Below are 19115 nucleotides of genomic sequence, written 5' to 3' on the forward strand. Positions count from 1 at the left end.
CCGGCATCGGGTGGAGTGGCGGGATATGACGAAACGAACGAGGGCCTCGCCATTTCAGGCGAGACCCTCGTGTTTCGTCTGTCCGCGGGGGGAGGCCGAAGCCCGCGAGTCCCACGGCTCGTACTCCGTATTGTAGCGTGCGACGGTGCCCGCAGCTGCTCCGTTCGACGACGCCGCGATCCGTGACGCGCTGAGTGCGCCCCGAACCGGAACGTACGTCGCGGCCGTCGGCGGTGACACGTCGCGAGCGATGGAGCTGTACGGCTGGAATGCTCGAGTCTCCGCTGCGCTCATGCTGCCTGCGCACTTCGCCGAGGTGGTCGCCCGCAACGCTGCTGCCGACGTTCTCGAGCGGGTGTACGGGCCGCGGTGGCCATGGGACTCCGCGTTCGTCGGCAGCCTCCCCAGTCCCGGGCGTGGCGGAGGCTACAACCCTCGCCGCGATCTGCTCGACGTGCGGTCGGCGCAGTCGACGACAGGCAAGGTGATCGCGGAGCTGAGATTCGTGTTCTGGCAAAAGCTCTTCACCGGTCGGCATGATGTCCGTCTCTGGCTACCACATATCGCCGCGGCATTTCCGCTGGCACCCGCCGGTAACGCGGCCTCCCTGCGAGGCAGGATCTATGACGACCTCGAGGCGCTTCGACGACTTCGAAACCGGCTCGCGCATCACGAGCCGATCTTCACGCGCAATCTCTCGGACGATCTGAACCGGATGCTGGACCTCATCGGTCTGCGGAGCGCGCCAACGGCTGCGTGGGTCCGGGCGATGGAAGACGTGACAGCGACCCTCGCTGAGCGGCCGTGAGTATCCCGGATTGCGTCAGGCGGCCGGATCCCGGGGCTCCACGGCATCCGTTCGGGTCCGGGGCGAGTCGTCGCGCGTGAAGATCGTGAGCACGGCCAGCGCCACCAGCTGCAGCGCCGCGACGAGGAGGAACGCCCACATCGAGGGGGCGACGGCGATCACGGCGCCGCCGATCACCGCGCCTCCGCCGTAGCCGATGCTGGTGAAGCTCGAGAAGAGGCCCACGCCCAGGGCGCGGTTCTCGGGGTGCAACCCGCGTGTGGCCAGCATCGTCAACGACGGGTAGAGCGGCGAGAACCCGACACCGATCAGCGCGGCGCCCACGGACGCGACCCAGAAATCGGTCGCCAGGGCGAGGGTGATCAAGCCCGCCGTGAGGGCGACGAGCGAGATCGCGGTCGCCCGCAGCGGACCGATCCGATCGGGCAGGTTCGCCAGGAAGAGGCGCGCGACGATGACCGACACGGCGAAGACGGCGAACACGGACGCCGCCCCGGTGATCCCCGTCGCCGGGATGCCGGCGGCGGAGAGGTGCACGATGAGGAACCCGAGCATGAGCCCCTCGCCGCACCACGCCGCCGCCGCGACGACGCCGGGGCTCCACACCGCCACGAACGCCCGCCACAGGGCCCGGAGACCGCGCGGGCGGGGAGCGGCGTCGGAGCGCGGCGCGGGGCGCGGCACGCGGGGGAGCGCGAGGATGAGGAGGCCCGTGGCGAGCTCGAGGCCGGCGCACACGAGGAACACGGTCCGCGGATCCGCGGCCGCCTCGACCGCGGTCCCCAGGGGCGGGCCGAGTGCCCGGCCGATCCAGACGCTGAGGCCGTAGATGCTCAGCGCTTTCCCGCGCTGTCCCGGTGCGGCCATCGTCACGAGCCAGGCCATGAGGAGCGTGACCGCGGCCGATCCGCCGAGACCGAACAGGAGGCGGCTGAGACCCGCCCCCCACACGGTCGGGACGCTCACGAGCAGCACCATCGCGGCGGTCGCGACGGCGCTGCCGATCACCGCCACGGGACGGTAGCCGAAGCGGTCGCCGAGCACCCCCGCGACCGGCATCGACAGCATCGACGCCACCGCGGCGAGCGAAATGAGAGCCCCGGCGAGCTCGGTCCCGCCGCCGAGGACGTCCGTGACGTAGACGGGGATCAGGGGCGTGCTGGCGGAGTTGGTGATGCCGCCCAGTGTCGATGCGGCGAAGATCAGCCAGAACGGCACCGTCCGCGTGATGTCCCGCGCGGTCGTCATCGGGCCGGTGTGTCCGGTGCGCACTCCAGGCTGAGCCACAGCTCGAAGCAGTTGTTGCGCGACAGGCTCGTCGCCCCGATCGAGGCGCGGCCGACGCTCCCGACCTCGTCGCCGAAGACGTCGAGGAAGAGGTCGGTCGCGCCGTTGGAGACGAGGTGCAGGTCCTCGAAGCCGGGCGGGCAGACCACGAAGCACAGCGCGCGCGAGAGGCTCACGACGTTGTCGAGCGAACCGACGGCGTACCGGATCATGCCGAGGGTGTGGATGGCGGTGAGCCGCGCGGCCGCGTAGCCCTCCTCGACCGTGACGTCGACGCTCACGACGCCGGGGTTCAGCCGGTCGCCCGCGCGGTTCTCGGGTGTGAGTCCCGCCAGCTCGATGAGCGAGCCGATGCGGTGGAACGGCTTCATCCGGCCATAGCGGATGCCGAAGGGCGGGTCGCTGTAGTCGGGGATCTCGAGTCCGAGTTCACGTACGCGTGCTTCTGCCGATGTCATCTCGCGCCTTTCGTCGGTTGTATCCTATCTCACAAGAAATGGATCCATTGAGACGAGGAGACCCCATGGCGTGGAGTGCGGAGCAGCGTGTCAAGGAAATGGGTCTGGTGATCCCGGACTACTCCGATCCGCCCTACGGCGAGCGTTACGCCACCATGAAGGCGTTCCACCACCTCGGACGCACGCTCACGATCAGCGGCATCACGCCCGAGGATCGCCAGGGCAACAAGGTCCACCCGGGCCGCGTCGGGGAGACCGTCACGCTGGAGCAGGGGTACGAGGCCGCACGCTACGCCGCGATCAACGTCCTCGGTCTCATCCGCTTCGCCGTCGGGTCGCTCGACGAGGTGTCCGCCTTCATCCGCACGCTGACGTTCGTCTGCGTCGCCCCCGACTTCACCGACGTCAACCTCGTCACCAACGGTGCCGCCGACCTCTTCGTCGAGGTGTTCGGGCCGCGGATCGGTCGCTCCACCTCCGCGGGGATCGGTGTGACGAGCCTGTCCGGCAACAACGTGTTCGAGATGATCACGGTCGTCGAGACCCGGCATCCGGCCCCCGAGGTCGACGATGAGGATTGACACCCACCTGCACCTGTATGCCGACCCGGCGCAGGGGCTCCACGATCTGACCGCGTACCCGATCGTCGAGTACGGCGAGAAGCCCGACGTGACGTTCGCCGGGATCGCGGGCACCATCGCGGACGCGCTCGCGACCCTCGAGTCCGAGGGGTTCGACTACGCCGCGGTGCTCGGCAGCTTCGAGCTGCCCGAGCTTCCCCACCCGCCCGGCGGCGCGGACTACTGGCCCGCGGTTCCGCCGCACGCCGCCATGCGCGACGAACTCGTCGCCTACAACCGATGGCTGTGCGACGTGGGCGCGCAGCACCCGCGCCTCCTGCCGTTCCTCGCCGCCAACCCGGCCGTCATGACGTCGGGCGAGGTGTACGCGCACTTCGCCGAGATGTTCGGCGATCACGGTGCGCGTGGGCTGAAGCTGCACCCCATCGCCATCCGCACGTACCCCGACGACCCGGGTCTCGCCGGCGCGTATGACGCGCTGGAGGACGCCGGTGCGCCCGTCGTCTTCCACGGCGGCCCGGATGTCCGCGGCTTCGGCTGGGCCGATCCGAAGCGCATCGCCGCGGTGGCCGGGGAACGTCCCGGACTGGCGGTCATCATGGCCCATCTGGGCGGCGCGGCCTGGCGCGACGTCGAGGCGCTCGCCGAGGCGCGGCCGACGCTGCGCTTCGACCTGTCCGAGATCGTGCACTGGATCGGCGCCCCGCTGGCTCCGACGGCCGCGCAGGTCGTCGCCCTCGTCCGCGCGATCGGCGTGGAGCGGGTCGTCCTCGGCTCGGACTTCCCCTGGTACACGCCGGGCGCGACGGCGGCCGTGGTCGAGGAACTGCCCGGGCTCTCGGCATCCGAAGCCGCAGCGATCATCGGCGAGAACGGCGCGCGCCTCCTCCGCCTCGGCTGACCGGCCCCGGGTTCTCCGGCCCGACCCCGGCGTGTGCCCGCCCCGGCTGCACAACTCCGGCAGTTCCGACGTCGGGTGCCGACCCGGGCCCGTCGCGGCGAGGTTCTGCCGGAGTTGTGTCGGGCGGTGGCTTCGGCCTGGCTGCCCGGCTCCCCGGCCCGGAGAGAGTGGCTCCCGCTGCACAACTCCGGCAGTTCCGCCCTCGGGCGCCGCGGCGCATCAGCGAGGAGCGGTTTCGCCGGAGTTGTGCGGCGAGCCCGGCGCTCAGGCCGCGGGCTTGTAGACCACGTAGAGCTTGCGGACGGGCTCGATGATGGTCCAGACGCCGGTCCAGCCGATCGGGAAGTAGGCGGCGCTGCCGGCGGTGAGCTCGACCGCCTCCTCGCCGTCCCGCTGCACGGTCATGCGGCCCGCGAGGATGTGGACGATCTCGCCGCGGGTGAGGAACTCCCAGCGCGACGTGCCGGGGTCGCTCTCCCACACGCCGGAGATGATCGTGCGGTCGTCGTTCACGAACTGCACCTTGCCGCGGACGATGATCTCGCCCGACAGCGGTTCGGCGTTCGGCGGGGCGAGGGGTTTGGCCTCGAGTTCGGCGGCATCCAGTTCAGCGAGTCTCATCACGAAAGTCATGTTTGGATCCTAAATGGGCAAGAATGGATCCGCAATGAACGGAGCGCGCATGATCGAGACCGTCCTGGGACCCGTCCCGGCCGCGGCGCTGGGGCCGACGTCGATGCACGATCACGTGCTCGCGGACTCCGCGCGCCTGCAGCGGCCGGGCGAGCAGCCTCCGCCCCCGGGGTCGCCCACCGTGCGGCCCGAGACGCGCGACTACCTGCGCCGCAACATGCTCGCGTTCGCCGACAACTTGCGCCTGGACGACCCGGATGCCGCGGTCGACGAGCTCCGCGCGGCGGCGGCCGCGGGCCAGCGCGCGCTCGTCGAATGCACGTCGTGGGGGCTCGGTCCCGATCACGCACGGCTGCCCGACATCGCCCGGCGTTCCGGGATGACGATCATCGTCGCGTACGGCACGTACATCCGCGCGACGCTGCCGCCCGAGATCGCTGCCCTCGACGAGGACGGACTCCACGCCCTGTTCACGGCAGCCCTCGACGACGCGGTGCCCGGCACGGGCTACCGCGCGGGCCTCCTCGGCATCCTGGGTGCGACCGCCGGACTTCCCGGGGCCGAGCGCGGGATGCTGCGCGCGGCCGCCGCAGCCGCCGGGCGGGCCGGCACGAGCGTCTCGGTGCGGCTCGACCCCGACGCGCGCGACGGCCTCGCGGTGCTCGACGAGCTCGGCCGTGCGGGCCTGTCCGCGGAGCGCGTGATCTTCACCAATGCGGACGAGTTCCTGGATGCCGGCTACTGGCGCGAACTGTCGGACGCGGGCGCGACGCTCGAGATGTGCTTCGGGACCGAGGACGTGCACATCGGTCGGGTCCACAACCCGACGGACGCGGAACGCGTGCGCTTCTTCGTGGATGCCGTGACGGCGCGGCCGCGTGCCCGGTACGTGCTCGGGCAGTCGGTGTGGACCAAGGCGCAGCTCGCACGGTACGGCGGGTACGGTTACGGCCGGCTGCTGGGGACGATCGTCCCGGAACTGCGCCGGTTCCTCGGTGAGGCGCGGGTGGACGAGATGCTCGCCGACGAACCCCGGCGCCTCCTCGACCGTGGAACGGGGCGCCCCGACGCCTGAGCGGCATTCGGGGCGCCCCGTTCGCGGATCAGACGACGTTCGCCGTCTCGGCCGGGAGCAGGAGGGTCGGGGCGGGAGCGGCCTCGCGCCCCTCGAACGGCACCGGCTGGCAGACGAGGTAGTAGTCGCCCGGCTCGGTGTCGGCGAGGTTCGCGTTCTCCAGGATCACGACGCCGGCGTTGCACAGGATGACGTGCGTGGGCCACTCGACCGTGTGGTCGGGGGCCTCCATCGTCATGTAGTCGTTCGCGGCGAAGACGACGCCGTGATCGACGAGCCACTGCGCGCCCGACGGTCCCAGCCCCACCCAGGTGGCGCTCTTCTCGTTGCGGGTCAGGGCGTCGGTGGAGTTGCGCGTCTTGAAGAGCACGCGCGTCGCGCCTTCCGCGCCCGCTGCGATCAGGTCGGCGTCGGTGATCTCCTTCTCGACGTGCCGCAGGTCCAGCACGCGCGCGAGGCCGACGGTGTGGCTGAGGGGCAGCGAGTCGACGGTCGTCCCACCGGGCACGAAGTGGCTCGGGGCGTCGACGTGGGTGCCGGTGTGTGCGCCGATGAGCCAGCGCGACACCTCGCTCGGGCTGGTGTCGGAGATCTCCTCCACCATCTCGTACGTCGGTCGGCGGCCCCAGTGCAGCATCTCGGGGTGGACGGGAATGCTCAGGTCGATGATGGTCACGAGGAGCACCTTAGCCCTTGGGATCCCGTGTGCGCATCTTTGGATCCAAAACTCAAGCCGGAACCTCGACCCCTTCGCTCTCCGACGCCTCGCGCTCGGCGGCGAGGTCGGCGAGGACTGCCGCCTCACGGTCGAGTTCCGACTCGCGACGCGGGACCGCGAAGGCCAGCGCGACGTACGTGCCGAACCCGACGAGCGCCGAGACGAGCGTGGCCCAGCCGTCGAAGTCGGCCCCGATCAGGTCGTTCGGGATGTACAGGATGTCGTTCGGCACGCCGTACAGCGTCGGGGTGAGGGCGAGCAGCACCATACGGACGACGAAGCCGACGGCCATCGCGCCGAGCGCCGCGACCGTGCCCGGGCGCTTCCAGAACACCCCGATGACGAACGGCGCCGCGAGGCACGCGAGCATCAGGTCGAAGGCGAGGGTGAGCAGGATGCCGGTCTGGCTGACGCGGATGGCGAGGAAGGCGCCCGCGATCACGAACGGGATCATCGCCAGGCGCGTCCAGCGCAGCAGCGGGTCGGGACCCGTTCCGGTGTGGCGGCGGACGGTGAAGATGTTGCGGACCGCAATCGCCGACGTCGCGAGCATCGCGCCCGAGGCCGTCGAGAAGGAGGCCGCGACGATGCCCGACAGGACGAGGATCGCGATGATCGGCGGCGCGTAGTCGCCGAGCAGTTGGTAGAGCACCGGGCCGTTGTCGACCGACAGGCCGAGGGTCGACGACACGCTGAGTGAGACGATCGCGAACACGGATCCGATGGCGGCGGTCAGGCCCGCCGCGACGAAGCACGAGCGCTGCGCGACCGTGGGGCTCTTCGCGCCGAAGATGCGCTGCATGAAGTCGATCGCGACGATGTCGCCGATCGCGAGCGAGATGAGCGTCGCCCAGTTGATCGGGGCTCCGGCGGCCGGGTCGGTGAGCTGCTGGAGGTCGAACGGTCCCATGCCCTCGGGGATCACGATTCCGTACGACACGCCGACCCACGCGAGCAGCACGATGGCCGCGATGACGGTGATCGTCGTCTGGATCGCCGCCGTGTAGGCATCCGAGAACAGGCCGCCGGCGACCGTGTACGCGAGTACGAGGGCGACCGCGAGCACCACGCCCCAGGCGTACGGAATGTTCGCGAAGCGCTCGAGGAGGAATCCGCACGCGACGAGGTTGCCGGCGAGCAGGAACGTGAACGACACGATCATGAGGACGGATGCCAGCAGCTCCACGGAGCGTCCGTACCTCAGGCGGAAGAAGTCGCCGAGCGTGAACAGCTTCATGGCGTTCATGCGCTTGGCGAGGAAGAGCCCCGTCAGCAGGAGGCAGATCGCGAGGCCGATGGCGAGCGACGCCCCCGACCAGAAGCCGAACTGCGACGTGAGGTCGGTGTTGCCGACGGTGGCGTTGGCGTCGACCGCGGCGGCGGTGAGGCTGACGGCGACGAGGGGGACGCCGAGGCGGCGTCCGGCGACGAGGTAGTTCGCGCTGTCTCCGTCGACCTTGCGTGCGACGACGATGCCGACGACGAGGATGAGGACGACGCTCAGGGCGACTCCGAAGATGATCATGGCGGGCTCCCGGCGATGAGGGGCGAATCGGGTTTCTGTTGCTTGACAGAAACGATCCGCTCGCCGAGGTCGCGCGTGGTTTCCGCCGTGTAAAAGGCGCGTGAAATCGCCCGCGGCGCCGGGCCGTGGCATCCGGGGTCGCGCCTCCTTCCACGCATAAACGCTGTCCGCGCGCAGAAACGCGTGGACAGCGCGTTTATGCGCGTGTATCGCGTTTATGCGTGCTCAGCCGGCGCTCGCCGCGCCGCCCGGCGGGCGCCGGCGTCAGCCCAGCGCCGACAGCACCCCAGGCCCCGACGCCGCCGCGCGCTCGCGCGTCGCGGCGTCGAGGTCGAGCACGCGCAACGCTGCGGCGGCGATGGTCGTGGCATCCAGGGTCGCCGTCTGCCCGCCCTTGCGCTGCAGGATCACGCTCTCCACCAGCGCCAGCACGAGGGAGGCGCCGGCGGCGGCGGTCTCGGGCGCGACGCCGCACGCGGCCACGAGCGTGCGGTAGGTCGTCTCGAGCTCGCTGCGGCGTTCGCGGAACGGCTCGAAGGCCGCGTCCGACACCTCCGGCAGCAGGTAGAGCGCGCCGGTGTTGTGCGGGGCTTCGGCGAGCAGCGTGACGTCCGCGACGCACAGCGCCCACAGGCGCGCGGCCGGTTCCTCGTCGCGCGCGAGGAGCTCGGCGGCGACGTCGAGCGAGGGCTGCACGGTGTCGAGCAGCAGCGCGAGGAGGATGTCCTGCTTCCGCGCGAAGTGGTGGTAGAGCGTGGCCTGACGGATGCCGGCGGCCTCCGCGATCGCGTGCGTGCTGGCCGAGGCGTATCCGCGCGTGCCGAAGAGGGCGGCGGCGGCGGCCAGGACGTCGGCGCGCGTGCCGAGCCCGGTGGGGGAGGAGCCGGATGCCCGGGGTCGTCCGGTTCTCGTCGGCGCCATGCCCCCACCGTACCCGGACGGTCCTGTAACGCCGTCGAAACGCACGCCTGGTCTAATACCTGTCAAGCGACAGAAAGAGGCTGCACATGGAAGGTCGTGTCGACGCGCTCGGCAACGTGGGGCGCGCCCGAGAGGACGCCCGCGCCCGCGCCGCACAGTCGGAATGGATGCCGTATCTCCCTCCCTCGACGGCGCCCTTCGCGCCCGACGGAGTCGCCGTGGAGGACCTCCGCTGGGCCGAGACGGTGGCCCCGGGCGGCTACACGCATCTGCGCGTCGCCCGCGGCACGCGCCTGCGCTTCACGGATCCGACCGGGGATGCCTGCGCCACCGTGCTCCTCTTCAACGCCGTCGAGCCCGGCGAACGCCTCAACGTCGCGGACACGCAGAAGATCCCGTGGCAGGCCTACCTCGGCGAGGGACACCCGCTGCTCTCGGGCGACGGCCGCGTCCTCGCGACGATCGCCGCCGACACCTCGGGCCACCACGACGCGTTCTGCGGTACGACGAGCGACGCGTACGCGATCGAGCGCTACGGCGACGCCGCCCCCGAGGGGCCCTCGCCGTCGGGCCACGGCCTGCTGCGCCTGGCCGCGAGCAAGCACGGCCTGACCGTGCGCGACCTGCCGCCGTCGGTGTCGTTCTTCCAGGGGGTGCGCGCGAACGCCGAGGGCGACCTCGAATGGCTCGGTTCGGCCGGACCGGGGGCCTTGGTCGAGCTCGTCGCCGAGCTGCCGCTGATCGTGCTGGTCGCCAACGTCCCTCACCCCCTCGACCCGCGCGAGGACTACGTCGTCGGTCCGCTCCAGGTCACCGCGTGGGCGTCTCGGCCGACGGGCGAGGGGGATGCCGTGTTCTCCCTCACCCCCGAGCGCGAACGCGCCTACCGCAACAGCATCACGTACGCCGCCCTGGCCGGGCTCTGAGCAGGAGACGTCATGATCACCACCGTTCCCGAACGTCCCGTCCACGCCGACGGCGTCCCCCTCGACTGGTCCGAGCCGCTCGTTCCCGGCGAGGTCGTGCTCGACGAGCGCGTCGCGCCGCGCGGGCCGTGGTCAGGCGTCGTCCGCGCCGGCGACGTCCTCACGATCGTCGACGTCGGCGGCAACCAGTCCGCCGATTTCCTCGTGTACGCGGCCGACGACACGGACGAGCGCTACAGCGCCGCCGACACGATCGCGTGGCAGCGCAACGTCTACGTCCGCACCGGCACGGTGCTGCGCAGCAACCTCGGCCTCCCGCTCATGACCGTGGTCGGCAACGAGGTCGACCGCCAGGACACCATCGGCGGAGCGTGCTCCAAGGAGTCCAACACCCTCCGCTACGGCCACCACACGCTGTACCAGCACGGCTGCCGCGAGAACTTCCTCGCCGAGGCGGCCCGCTACGGCCTGGGCGCCCGCGACCTCGTGTCCAACCTCAACTGGTTCATGAACGTCCCGGTCGAGGAGGACGGATCGCTCGGCATCGTCGACGGCATGTCCGCGCCCGGCAAGCGCGTGGCCCTCCGCGCCGAGCGCGACGTGCTGGTGATCGTGTCCAACTGCCCGCAGATGAACAATCCGTGCAACGACTTCAGCTGCACGCCGCTGCGCATGGTGGTGACGCGCCCGTGACCGCCTTCGACACGCTCCTCGTCGCCAACCGGGGCGAGATCGCCCGCCGCATCCTGCGCTCCGCGCGCGAGCGGGGCCTGCGCACCGTCGCGGTGTTCTCCGACGCCGACCGCGCCGCCCCGCACGTCCGCGAGGCCGACGAGGCGGTGCGCCTCGGTCCCGCCCCCGCCGCGGAGTCGTACCTGAGGGTGGATGCCATCCTGGCCGCCGCCCGCGCCACGGGCGCCGGGGCGATCCACCCCGGGTACGGATTCCTCGCCGAGAACGCCGACGCGGCACGCGCCGTCGAGGCGGCGGGGCTCGCGTGGGTCGGTCCGACGCCCGAGCAGCTCGAGGCCTTCGGCCTGAAGCACCGCGCGCGGGCGCTCGCCGAGGCCGCGGGCGTGCCGCTCCTCCCGGGCACCGGCGTGCTCGAGTCGGTCGACGAGGCCGAGGCCGCGGCATCCGTCATCGGATATCCCGTGATGCTCAAGGCCACGGGCGGCGGAGGCGGCATCGGCATGCGCGTGTGCGCGGATGCCACCGAGCTCCGCGCCGCGTACGACGCGGTGGTCCGCCAGGCGGCGGCAAGCTTCGGCACGCCCGGGGTGTTCCTCGAGAAGTTCGTGCGCCCCGCCCGGCACGTCGAGGTACAGCTGTTCGGCGACGGCGCGGGCCGCGTCGCGGTCCTCGGCGACCGCGACTGCTCGCTCCAGCGCCGCAACCAGAAGGTCGTCGAGGAGGCGCCGGCGCCCGGACTCCCCGACGCGGTCCGCGCGGAACTGCACCGCACCGCGGCGGCCCTGGCCTCCGGCATCCGGTACCGCTCCGCCGGGACGGCCGAGTTCGTCTACGACCCCGTCGCCGAGCGCGCGTACTTCCTCGAGGTCAACGCGCGCCTGCAGGTCGAGCACCCCGTCACCGAAGCGGTGTTCGGCGTCGACCTCGTCGGCCTCATGCTGGATCTCGCCGGCGGCGGCCCCTCCGCGGTGCCGGACGACCTGTTCGAGGAAGCTCGCGAACCCCGCGGCCACGCGGTCGAGGCCCGCATCTACGCCGAGGATCCCGACCGCGGCAACACCCCGTCCACCGGACTCGTCACCGCCGTGCAGCTGCCCGAGGGCGACGGCATCCGGGTCGATGCCTGGGTCGAGGCCGGCAGCGAGGTCTCGCCGTTCTACGACCCGCTGCTGGGCAAGGTCATCGCGTACGGCGCCGACCGCGACGCCGCCCTCGACCGGCTCTCCGCCGCGCTCGCCGACACGCGGATCGACGGCATCGTCACCGGCGCCGGCATGATCCGCGAGATCGTGAACGACCCGCGGGTCCGCGCCGTGGCGCACGACACCGGGACCCTCGACGACGCGCGCGACCCCGACCCGCGCATCGACGTCGTGGACGCCGGCATGCTCACGACCGTGCAGGACCTCCCCGGACGCGTCGGGTACTGGCAGATCGGCGTCCCGCCGTCCGGACCCATGGATGCCGTGTCCTTCCGCGAGGCCAACCTCGCCGTCGGCAACCCCGAGGGGGCGCCGGGACTCGAGATCACGCTCACCGGTCCGACTCTGCGCTTCAGCGTGGCCTCGGTCGTCGCTGTCACCGGAGCGCCGGTCGCGATCGAGGTCGACGGCGTCGCCGCCCCGCAGTGGGAGCCGATCGAGGTTCCCGCGGGCGGCGTGCTGCGCATCGGCACCGCCGAGGGCCCGGGCATGCGCGTGTTCCTCGCCGTGCGCGGGGGCATCGACGTGCCGCCGTACCTCGGGAGCGCGTCGACCTTCACGCTCGGCGGCTTCGGCGGGCACGGCGGCCGCGCGCTCGTGACCGGCGACGTGCTGCGCCCCGGCGCCGCCGCGATCGCCGACCCGGCGCCGATCCCCGCCGAGCGTCGCCCGCACCTCGCGTCGGAGTGGACGATCGCCGTGACCGAGGGGCCGCACGGCGCCCCCGAGTTCTTCACGCGCGCCGACATCGACGCCCTCTACTCCGCGGAGTACCGCGTCCAGGTCAACTCTGCCCGCACCGGCGTGCGGCTCACAGGCCCGAAGCCGACGTGGGCGCGCACCGACGGCGGCGAGGCGGGGCTGCACCCGTCGAACATCCACGACACGCCCTACGCCGTGGGCGCGCTCGACTTCACCGGCGACACCCCCGTGCTCCTCGGTCCCGACGGGCCGAGCCTCGGCGGGTTCGTGTGCCCGGTGGTCGTGGCATCCGGCGATCTCTGGAAGCTCGGGCAGCTGCGGCCGGGAGACGTCGTGCGGTTCGCGCCGGTGCGCGAGGCCGACGCCGCGACGCTCGACCCGGCGATCGCCGCCCCCGCGCTCGTCGGGGCCGGCGACGGCGACGACGGCGTGATCGCGTCGCGCGACGCCGAGGTCGAGGGGGAACGCGTGCTGCGCCCGCGCACGACGTACCGTCGTGACGGCGACGACAACGTCCTCGTCGAGTTCGGCGACCAGGTGCTCGACCTGGGCCTGCGCATGCGCGTGCACGCGCTGCAGGAGCGCCTCGCGCAAGAAGCCCCGAGAGGGATCCTCGACGTCACCCCCGGCATCCGGTCGCTCCAGGTGCACACGGATGCCTCGGTGCTGCGCGCGTCGCAGCTCGTCGGGCTGCTGCGCGAGCTCGACGACGACCTGCCGCCCACGTCCGAGCTCGTCGTGCCCTCGCGCGAGGTGCGCCTGCCGCTGTCGTGGGACGACCCGGCGACGCGTCTGGCGATCGAGCGGTACATGGCGGGCGTCCGCGACGACGCCCCGTGGACGCCGTGGAACATCGAGTTCATCCGCCGCATCAACGGCCTCGACAGCGTCGACGACGTCTACCGCACCGTGTTCGACGCGCAGTACCTCGTGATGGGGCTCGGCGACGTGTACCTCGGTGCGCCCGTCGCGACGCCGCTCGACCCGCGCCACCGCCTCGTCACCACGAAGTACAACCCTGCGCGCACGTGGACGGCCGAGAACTCCGTCGGCATCGGCGGCGCGTACATGTGCATCTACGGCATGGAAGGCCCCGGCGGGTACCAGTTCGTCGGCCGCACCGTGCAGATCTGGAACCGCTTCCGCCGCGGCGGGCTGTTCGCCGAGAACCCGTGGGCGCTGCGGTTCTTCGACCGCATCCGCTGGTACCCCGTGTCGGCCGAGGAGCTCCTCGACCTCCGGGCGGACGTGGATGCCGGGCGCGGGAGCTTCGAGACCGTCGAGGGCCAGTTCGCCCTGGCCGAGTACGAGCGCTTCCTCGCCGACGAGGCCCCGGGGATCGAGGCCTTCCGCGAGCGCCAGCGCCGCGCCTTCGACGAGGAGCGCGAGCGGTGGCGGGCCAGCGGCGAATTCGACCGCGTCGATGAGGCACCGGCCGCGGCCCCGACCGCGGGCCACGAGCTGCCGCCCGGAACGGTCGGGGTGACCGCGCCCTTCGCCGCCGCCGTCTGGCGGGTGGATGCCGCTCAGGGCGCCGCCGTGCAGAAGGAGGACAAGATGATCGTGCTGGAGGCGATGAAGATGGAGACCCCGATCGTGTCGCCGGTGACGGGGACCGTCGCCGAGGTGTTCGTGCGACCGGGCGAGACCGTGGCCGCGGGCCAGCTGCTCGCCGCCGTGGCGGTGAACGCGTGAGCGCCGTCGAGCGGGTCCGCGCCGCGTACGCCCGCATCCGCGAGGTCGACCGCCCCGAGGTGTGGATCACGGTCCGCGACGAGGTCGACGCACTCGCCGAGGCGGCCGAGGTCGACCTCGGCGTCGCTGCGGGGGAGCGCCTGCCGCTCGCCGGCACCGTCGTCGCCGTGAAGGACAACATCGACGTCGAGGGGATGCCGACGACGGCCGGGAGCCGTGCATACGCGTACCGTCCCGAGCGCGACGCGACCTCGGTGGCGCGCCTTCGCGCGGCCGGCGCCGTCGTGATCGGCAAGACGAACCTCGATCAGTTCGCCACCGGCCTCGTCGGGACCCGCAGCCCCTTCGGCGCCGTCCGCAACGCGTGGGACCCGACGCGCATCTCGGGCGGATCCAGCTCGGGCTCGGCCGTGGCCGTCGCCCTGGGCGTCGTCGACCTCGCGCTCGGCACCGACACCGCCGGTTCGGGCCGCGTGCCCGCGGCGCTCAACGGCATCGTGGGCGTGAAGCCCACGGTCGGCCTCGTGCCCGCCACGGGCGTCGTCCCCGCGTGCCGCACGCTCGACTGCGTCACGGTGTTCGCGCGCGACCTGACGAGCGCCCGCGCCGCGGCCGAGCTGATGGCCGGCCCCGACGGGATCGACCCGCTCGGCCGCGCGGACCGCCCCGCCCCGCCGCTCGACGCGCGCCCCCGCGTCGCGGTCCCGACGCCCGAGCACCTCGAAGGACTCGCCGAGGGGTGGGCCGAGGCGTTCGCCGGCGTCGTCGCGGCGCTCGCCGCCTCGGGCGTCGAGATCGTCGAGGTCGACATCGCGCCGCTCCTCGAGGCCGCGTCGCTGCTCTACGGCGGCGCGTTCGTCGCCGAGCGCACGGCCGCCGTGGGCGACTTCATCGCCGCCCACCCCGAGCTCGTCGGCACCGACCTCGATCCGACGGTCGCCGGCATCGTGCTCGCCGGTGCCGAGGCGCGGGCCGCGGACTACTTCCGCGACCGCGAGCGTCTCGACCGCCTCGGGGCCGAGGGACTGCGCCGACTCGACGGGACCGTGGCACTGCTCACGCCCACGACCACGTGGCATCCGACCCTCGACGAGGTCGCCGCCGACCCGGTCGGCGCGAACAGTCGCATGGGCCGCTACACGAACTTCGCGAACCTGCTCGACCGGAGCGCCCTCGCCGTCCCCGCGGGGGTCGTGGGCGGCCGCGCGTTCGGCGTCATGCTCACCGGCGCCCCGTTCGCCGACCGCACGCTCGCGCAGCTCGCCGAGCGCATCCAGGCGCCGTCCGTCGACCTCCTCGTCGTGGGCGCGCACCTGCGCGGACAGCCGCTGAACCACCAGCTCGTCGCCGCGGGCGGAACGTTCGTCGCCGAGGTGGAGACCGCCGCGCAGTACCGGCTGTACGCCCTCGACACGGTTCCGCCGAAGCCCGGCCTCGCCCGCGTGGCCGAGGGCGGCGCGGCGATCGCGGGGGAGGTGTGGCGGCTTCCGGCCGCGGGCTTCGGACGTTTCGTCGCGGAGCTGCCCGCGCCCATGGGGATCGGGTCCGCGGTCCTCGCGGACGGGTCGAGCGTCGCCGGATTCCTGTGCGAGGCCGTCGCCCTGGAGGGTGCGTCCGACATCACGACGTACGGCGGCTGGCGCGCGTACCGGGCGGCGACGGCGTGAGCTCGACCGTCGTCGATTTCGCGGACGTCGCGCCGCTGCGGCTGAGCGGGCGGCCGCAGCGCCTGGTCCCCATGGTCGTGGCGTACGAGCCGATCCCCGAGGCCGTATCCCTGCACGGTGGCAGCACTTTCCGGTTCCTCATGGAGCCGGTGACGGCGGTCGCGGTCGTGTTCGACGAGGGGTGGGTGCTCGTCGACGGCGGATTCGACCCGGCGCGCATCCGCGACCGCGCCACGCGCACGGCATCCTTCGACTACGAGAACTACGCGCCGATCGTCCCGCCCGGCGACCCGCTGGTGGATCAGATCGCCGAGGCCGGGCTCGACCTCGCCGATCTCGCGGCGGCGCTGCTCACGCACTCGCACTTCGACCACACGGGTGCCGCGCGCCTGCTCGCTCCCGACCAGCCGCTGCTGCTGCAGCGCCGGGAGTGGCAGCACGTGTGCGAGACGACGGACGCCCGGGGGAACTTCCTGTTCCGCGCCGACCTCGACCGCGACGGCCTCACGCTCGGCCTGCTCGACGGCGATACGCCCCTGGCTGCGGGTCTGACCGCGATCGACACGTCCGGACACACCCCGGGGCACCAGTCCTTCGCGGTGGAGCTGCCCGAGCGCACCGTCGTCCTGGCCGGCGACGCCGCGGACCTGCTCGACAACGTCGAGCGCGAGGTCCGCTGCGGTTCGACGGTGGGCGTCGAGGGTCCGGCGCTCGCCGACCGCGCGATCTCCCGCCTGGCGACTCTGCACCGGTCCCCGGCGTCCGAGGTCTGGCCGGCTCACGACCCCGACTTCCCGGTCTGGTCGGCTCTGGTCCGCTCCCGCTGACCCCGCGTTCCGGCCGCGTGAGGGGTCAAAAAGTGTCGCCTGAGAGCACCGGAAGCGACACTTCTTGACCCCTCACGCGCGAGTACCGTGGGCAGCGTGGACCTCAACGCCGACCTGGGAGAGACGCGCGACGGGATGCCGACCGCCGACGACGAAGCGATGTTCGCTCTCGTCAGCAGCGCCTCGGTCGCGTGCGGCGGGCACGCGGGCGACGAGGCCTCGATGCGGGCCTCGGTCGAGCGGGCGGCGCGCTTCGGCGTCGCGATCGGCGCCCACCCGTCGTACGAGGACCGCGCGGACTTCGGCCGTGTCCGCCGCGACCCGCCCGCTGCCGAGCTGCGCGCGAGCGTCGCCCGACAGCTCGACGCGCTCGAGGCCGCCGGCGCCGACCTGCGGTACGTGAAACCGCATGGCGCGCTGTATCACGCGGTCTCCGCCGAACCGGTGCAGGCGGCCGCGGTCGTCGCCGCGATCGCGGACCACTCCGCACGCCTCGGCCGACCGTTGCCCGTACTCGGTCTCCCCGGCGCGATCGTCGAGGCAGCGGCATCCGCGGGACTCCCCTTCGTGCACGAGGCGTTCCTCGATCGCGGATACACCGCGCGCGGCGGCCTCGTGCCCCGCGACCAGCCCGGGGCGCTCATCGACGACCCCGCCCGCGTCGCCGACCGCGCGCTGCGTCTCGCGCTCGAGGGGACGGTGGATGCCATCGACGGCACGACCCTGACCGTGGATGCCGCGTCCCTGTGCCTGCACGGAGACACCCCCGCCGCGGTCGCCATGGCCCGGGCGGTGCGTGCCGCGCTGGACGACGCGGGGGTAGAGGTCCGCGCGCCGTGGTGACCCTGCGGCCGATGGGGGAGCGGGCGCTGCTGGCCGAGGTCGACGACCTCGCCGGGGTTCTCCAGCTCCACGCCGCGCTCGCCGCACACCCGCCCGCCGGGATCGACGATCTCGTCCCGGCCGCCCGCACCGTCCTCGTCGCCTTCGATCCGGCGCGCATCGCCCTCGCCGCGGTCCGCGCGTGGGTGCTCTCGGCCGCCACGTCGGTCCCGAATGCCGTGACGCCCGGGGCGCTCGTCGAGATCCCCGTCCGGTACGACGGCGCCGACCTCGACGAGACCGCCGCGCTCCTCGGCATCCGTCCCGCCGAGCTCGTCGCCCGGCACACCGCCGCGCCCTGGCGCGTCGCCTTCGCGGGGTTCGCGCCCGGGTTCGCCTACCTGACCAGCGACGCGTGGCCCCACGACGTCCCGCGGCTCGCGCAGCCGCGCACGCGCGTCCCCGCGGGCTCGGTCGGTCTCGCGGGCGAGTTCACCGGTGCGTATCCCCGCGAGACCCCCGGCGGGTGGCGCCTCATCGGAACGACCGACGCCCCGCTCTTCGCCCCCGATTCCCCCGACCCGGTGCTCCTCACCCCGGGCGCCCGTGTCCGCTTCGTCCCGCAGCGCGCCGTCGTGAGGGCGGGAGGATCCGGGACGAGCGGAGGACCGGATGCCACCACGGCATCCTCCGCTCCTCCCGTGCCCTCCGCCGCCCCCGCCCTCCGCGTCCTCGCCCCCGGCGCTCTCGCGACCGTGCAGGACCTCGGCCGCCCCGGACGCGCCGCGCTCGGCGTCGCCCGCTCCGGCGCGCTCGACCGCGGGGCCCTTCGCGTCGCCAACCGCCTCGTGGGCAACGACCCCTCCGCCGCGGGCGTCGAGATCGTGCTCGGCGGCCTCCGCGCCGTCGCCGAACGCGACACGTGGGTCGCCGTCACGGGCGCGCTCGCCGATCTCCACATTGACGGACGGGCGGTGGATGCCTTCACCCCCCTGCTCCTTCCCGCCGGTGCCGAGCTGTCGATCGGTATCGCCCGCGCGGGCGCCCGGTTCGTCCTCGCGGTGCGCGGCGGGGTCGCGGCGCCGGAGGCGCTGGGGTCGCGCTCGACCGACGTCCTCGCGTCTCTCGGACCGCCCGCGCTGCGCGCCGGGGACGTCCTGCGCGCGGGAGAGGCACGGCATCCGATCCCCGTCGTGGACTTCTTCCCGTGGTCGGTCCCCGGGTCGGCGGTGGAGGTCGACCTCGCCCCCGGACCCCGCGCCGACTGGTTCAGCCCGGCCGCGCGTCAGACCCTGCGGGACGCGACCTGGACGGTGTCGAGCGACGCCGACCGGGTCGGCATCCGCCTCGACGGTCCGGTGCTGGAGCGGGTGCGGCACGGGGAACTGCCGAGCGAAGGCATGCGGCCGGGCGCGCTCCAGGTGCCGCCGCACGGGCGTCCGGTCGTCCTGCTCGCCGACGGGCCGGTGACCGGTGGCTACCCCGTCATCGCGGTGGTGACGGATGCCACGCTCGACCGTCTCGCGCAGGTGCGACCCGGTGATCGCGTGCGATTCCGCGGGTCTCGCTAGGGTCGGAGGCGGGAATCCCGGGGGAGCGCTCGCGGTTATACCGCAGGTACGCAAAGTCGTCAAGAATTCGACTGGACACGGCGCGTCCTCCCGCGTATGCTTG

Annotated in this window: 17 protein-coding genes; 11 read left to right on the forward strand and 6 right to left on the reverse strand. The window is 72.8% G+C overall.

The window, feature by feature from the left end:
* The first annotated feature begins 250 nt into the window (after positions 1-250).
* Entirely contained in the window at positions 251-808 is a 558-nt protein-coding gene (locus AVW09_RS04230) for a hypothetical protein (protein WP_197462556.1), read from the forward strand.
* A gap of 15 nt (positions 809-823) precedes the next feature.
* On the opposite strand, the gene AVW09_RS04235 is transcribed toward AVW09_RS04230, so the two are convergent.
* Both AVW09_RS04235 and AVW09_RS04240 read right to left on the reverse strand, forming a co-directional pair.
* Positions 824-2056 carry an MFS transporter gene (locus AVW09_RS04235; protein WP_156495961.1) on the reverse strand — a complete coding sequence of 411 codons (1233 nt, stop codon included), beginning with the start codon at positions 2054-2056 and terminating at the stop codon, positions 824-826.
* The gene (locus tag AVW09_RS04240) at positions 2053-2553 is read right to left on the reverse strand and encodes a RidA family protein (protein WP_063256829.1); all 501 of its coding nucleotides are present in this window, start codon (positions 2551-2553) and stop codon (positions 2053-2055) included. The genes AVW09_RS04235 and AVW09_RS04240 overlap by 4 nt, the downstream gene beginning before the upstream one ends.
* Before the next feature lie 65 nt (positions 2554-2618).
* On the opposite strand from AVW09_RS04240, the gene AVW09_RS04245 reads away from it, so the two are divergent.
* Both AVW09_RS04245 and AVW09_RS04250 read left to right on the forward strand, forming a co-directional pair.
* Entirely contained in the window at positions 2619-3134 is a 516-nt protein-coding gene (locus tag AVW09_RS04245; protein WP_063256830.1) for a RidA family protein, read from the forward strand.
* Positions 3124-4035: an amidohydrolase family protein gene (locus tag AVW09_RS04250; RefSeq protein ID WP_063256831.1), complete on the forward strand. Its 912-nt coding sequence runs from the start codon at positions 3124-3126 to the stop codon at positions 4033-4035. Before AVW09_RS04245 ends, AVW09_RS04250 begins: the two co-directional genes overlap by 11 nt.
* A gap of 264 nt (positions 4036-4299) precedes the next feature.
* Here AVW09_RS04250 and AVW09_RS04255 read toward each other — a convergent pair whose 3' ends face one another.
* Positions 4300-4668: a cupin domain-containing protein gene (locus AVW09_RS04255; RefSeq protein ID WP_063256832.1), complete on the reverse strand. Its 369-nt coding sequence runs from the start codon at positions 4666-4668 to the stop codon at positions 4300-4302.
* Between the two features lie 49 nt (positions 4669-4717).
* Here AVW09_RS04255 and AVW09_RS04260 point away from each other — a divergent pair, with 49 nt between their 5' ends.
* Positions 4718-5743: a hypothetical protein gene (locus AVW09_RS04260; RefSeq protein WP_082822808.1), complete on the forward strand. Its 1026-nt coding sequence runs from the start codon at positions 4718-4720 to the stop codon at positions 5741-5743.
* A gap of 28 nt (positions 5744-5771) precedes the next feature.
* On the opposite strand, the gene AVW09_RS04265 is transcribed toward AVW09_RS04260, so the two are convergent.
* The 3 genes from AVW09_RS04265 to AVW09_RS04275 form a co-directional block, all read right to left on the reverse strand.
* Positions 5772-6419 carry a cyclase family protein gene (locus AVW09_RS04265; protein ID WP_197462557.1) on the reverse strand — a complete coding sequence of 216 codons (648 nt, stop codon included), beginning with the start codon at positions 6417-6419 and terminating at the stop codon, positions 5772-5774.
* Between the two features lie 52 nt (positions 6420-6471).
* Positions 6472-7986, reverse strand: a complete 1515-nt coding sequence (locus AVW09_RS04270; RefSeq protein ID WP_063256834.1) for a sodium:solute symporter family protein — start codon at positions 7984-7986, stop codon at positions 6472-6474.
* Positions 7987-8250: 264 nt separating this feature from the next.
* A complete protein-coding gene (locus AVW09_RS04275) occupies positions 8251-8907 on the reverse strand; it encodes a TetR/AcrR family transcriptional regulator (RefSeq protein ID WP_063256835.1) in 657 nt (218 codons plus the stop codon).
* A gap of 86 nt (positions 8908-8993) precedes the next feature.
* Between AVW09_RS04275 and AVW09_RS04280 the strand changes: the two genes are divergently transcribed.
* The 7 genes from AVW09_RS04280 to AVW09_RS04310 all read left to right on the forward strand — a co-directional run bounded on the left by AVW09_RS04280 (position 8994) and on the right by AVW09_RS04310 (position 19012).
* Positions 8994-9833, forward strand: coding sequence for an urea amidolyase associated protein UAAP1 (locus AVW09_RS04280; RefSeq protein ID WP_063256836.1), 840 nt, complete (start codon positions 8994-8996; stop codon positions 9831-9833).
* Between the two features lie 12 nt (positions 9834-9845).
* A complete protein-coding gene (locus AVW09_RS04285; RefSeq protein WP_063256837.1) occupies positions 9846-10526 on the forward strand; it encodes an urea amidolyase associated protein UAAP2 in 681 nt (226 codons plus the stop codon).
* The gene (gene uca / locus AVW09_RS04290) at positions 10523-14125 is read left to right on the forward strand and encodes an urea carboxylase (RefSeq protein ID WP_063256838.1); all 3603 of its coding nucleotides are present in this window, start codon (positions 10523-10525) and stop codon (positions 14123-14125) included. The genes AVW09_RS04285 and uca overlap by 4 nt, the downstream gene beginning before the upstream one ends.
* Positions 14122-15792, forward strand: coding sequence for an allophanate hydrolase (locus tag AVW09_RS04295; protein ID WP_063256839.1), 1671 nt, complete (start codon positions 14122-14124; stop codon positions 15790-15792). The genes uca and AVW09_RS04295 overlap by 4 nt, the downstream gene beginning before the upstream one ends.
* Entirely contained in the window at positions 15789-16619 is an 831-nt protein-coding gene (locus tag AVW09_RS04300; protein WP_063256840.1) for an MBL fold metallo-hydrolase, read from the forward strand. The genes AVW09_RS04295 and AVW09_RS04300 overlap by 4 nt, the downstream gene beginning before the upstream one ends.
* An 87-nt stretch (positions 16620-16706) precedes the next feature.
* Positions 16707-17462 carry a 5-oxoprolinase subunit PxpA gene (locus AVW09_RS04305; RefSeq protein ID WP_063256841.1) on the forward strand — a complete coding sequence of 252 codons (756 nt, stop codon included), beginning with the start codon at positions 16707-16709 and terminating at the stop codon, positions 17460-17462.
* Positions 17456-19012, forward strand: a complete 1557-nt coding sequence (locus AVW09_RS04310; RefSeq protein ID WP_231901766.1) for an urea amidolyase family protein — start codon at positions 17456-17458, stop codon at positions 19010-19012. The genes AVW09_RS04305 and AVW09_RS04310 overlap by 7 nt, the downstream gene beginning before the upstream one ends.
* The last annotated feature ends 103 nt before the right edge of the window (positions 19013-19115 follow it).

It is taken from the genome of Microbacterium sp. T32, from assembly GCF_001619615.1.
Classification (GTDB): domain Bacteria; phylum Actinomycetota; class Actinomycetes; order Actinomycetales; family Microbacteriaceae; genus Microbacterium.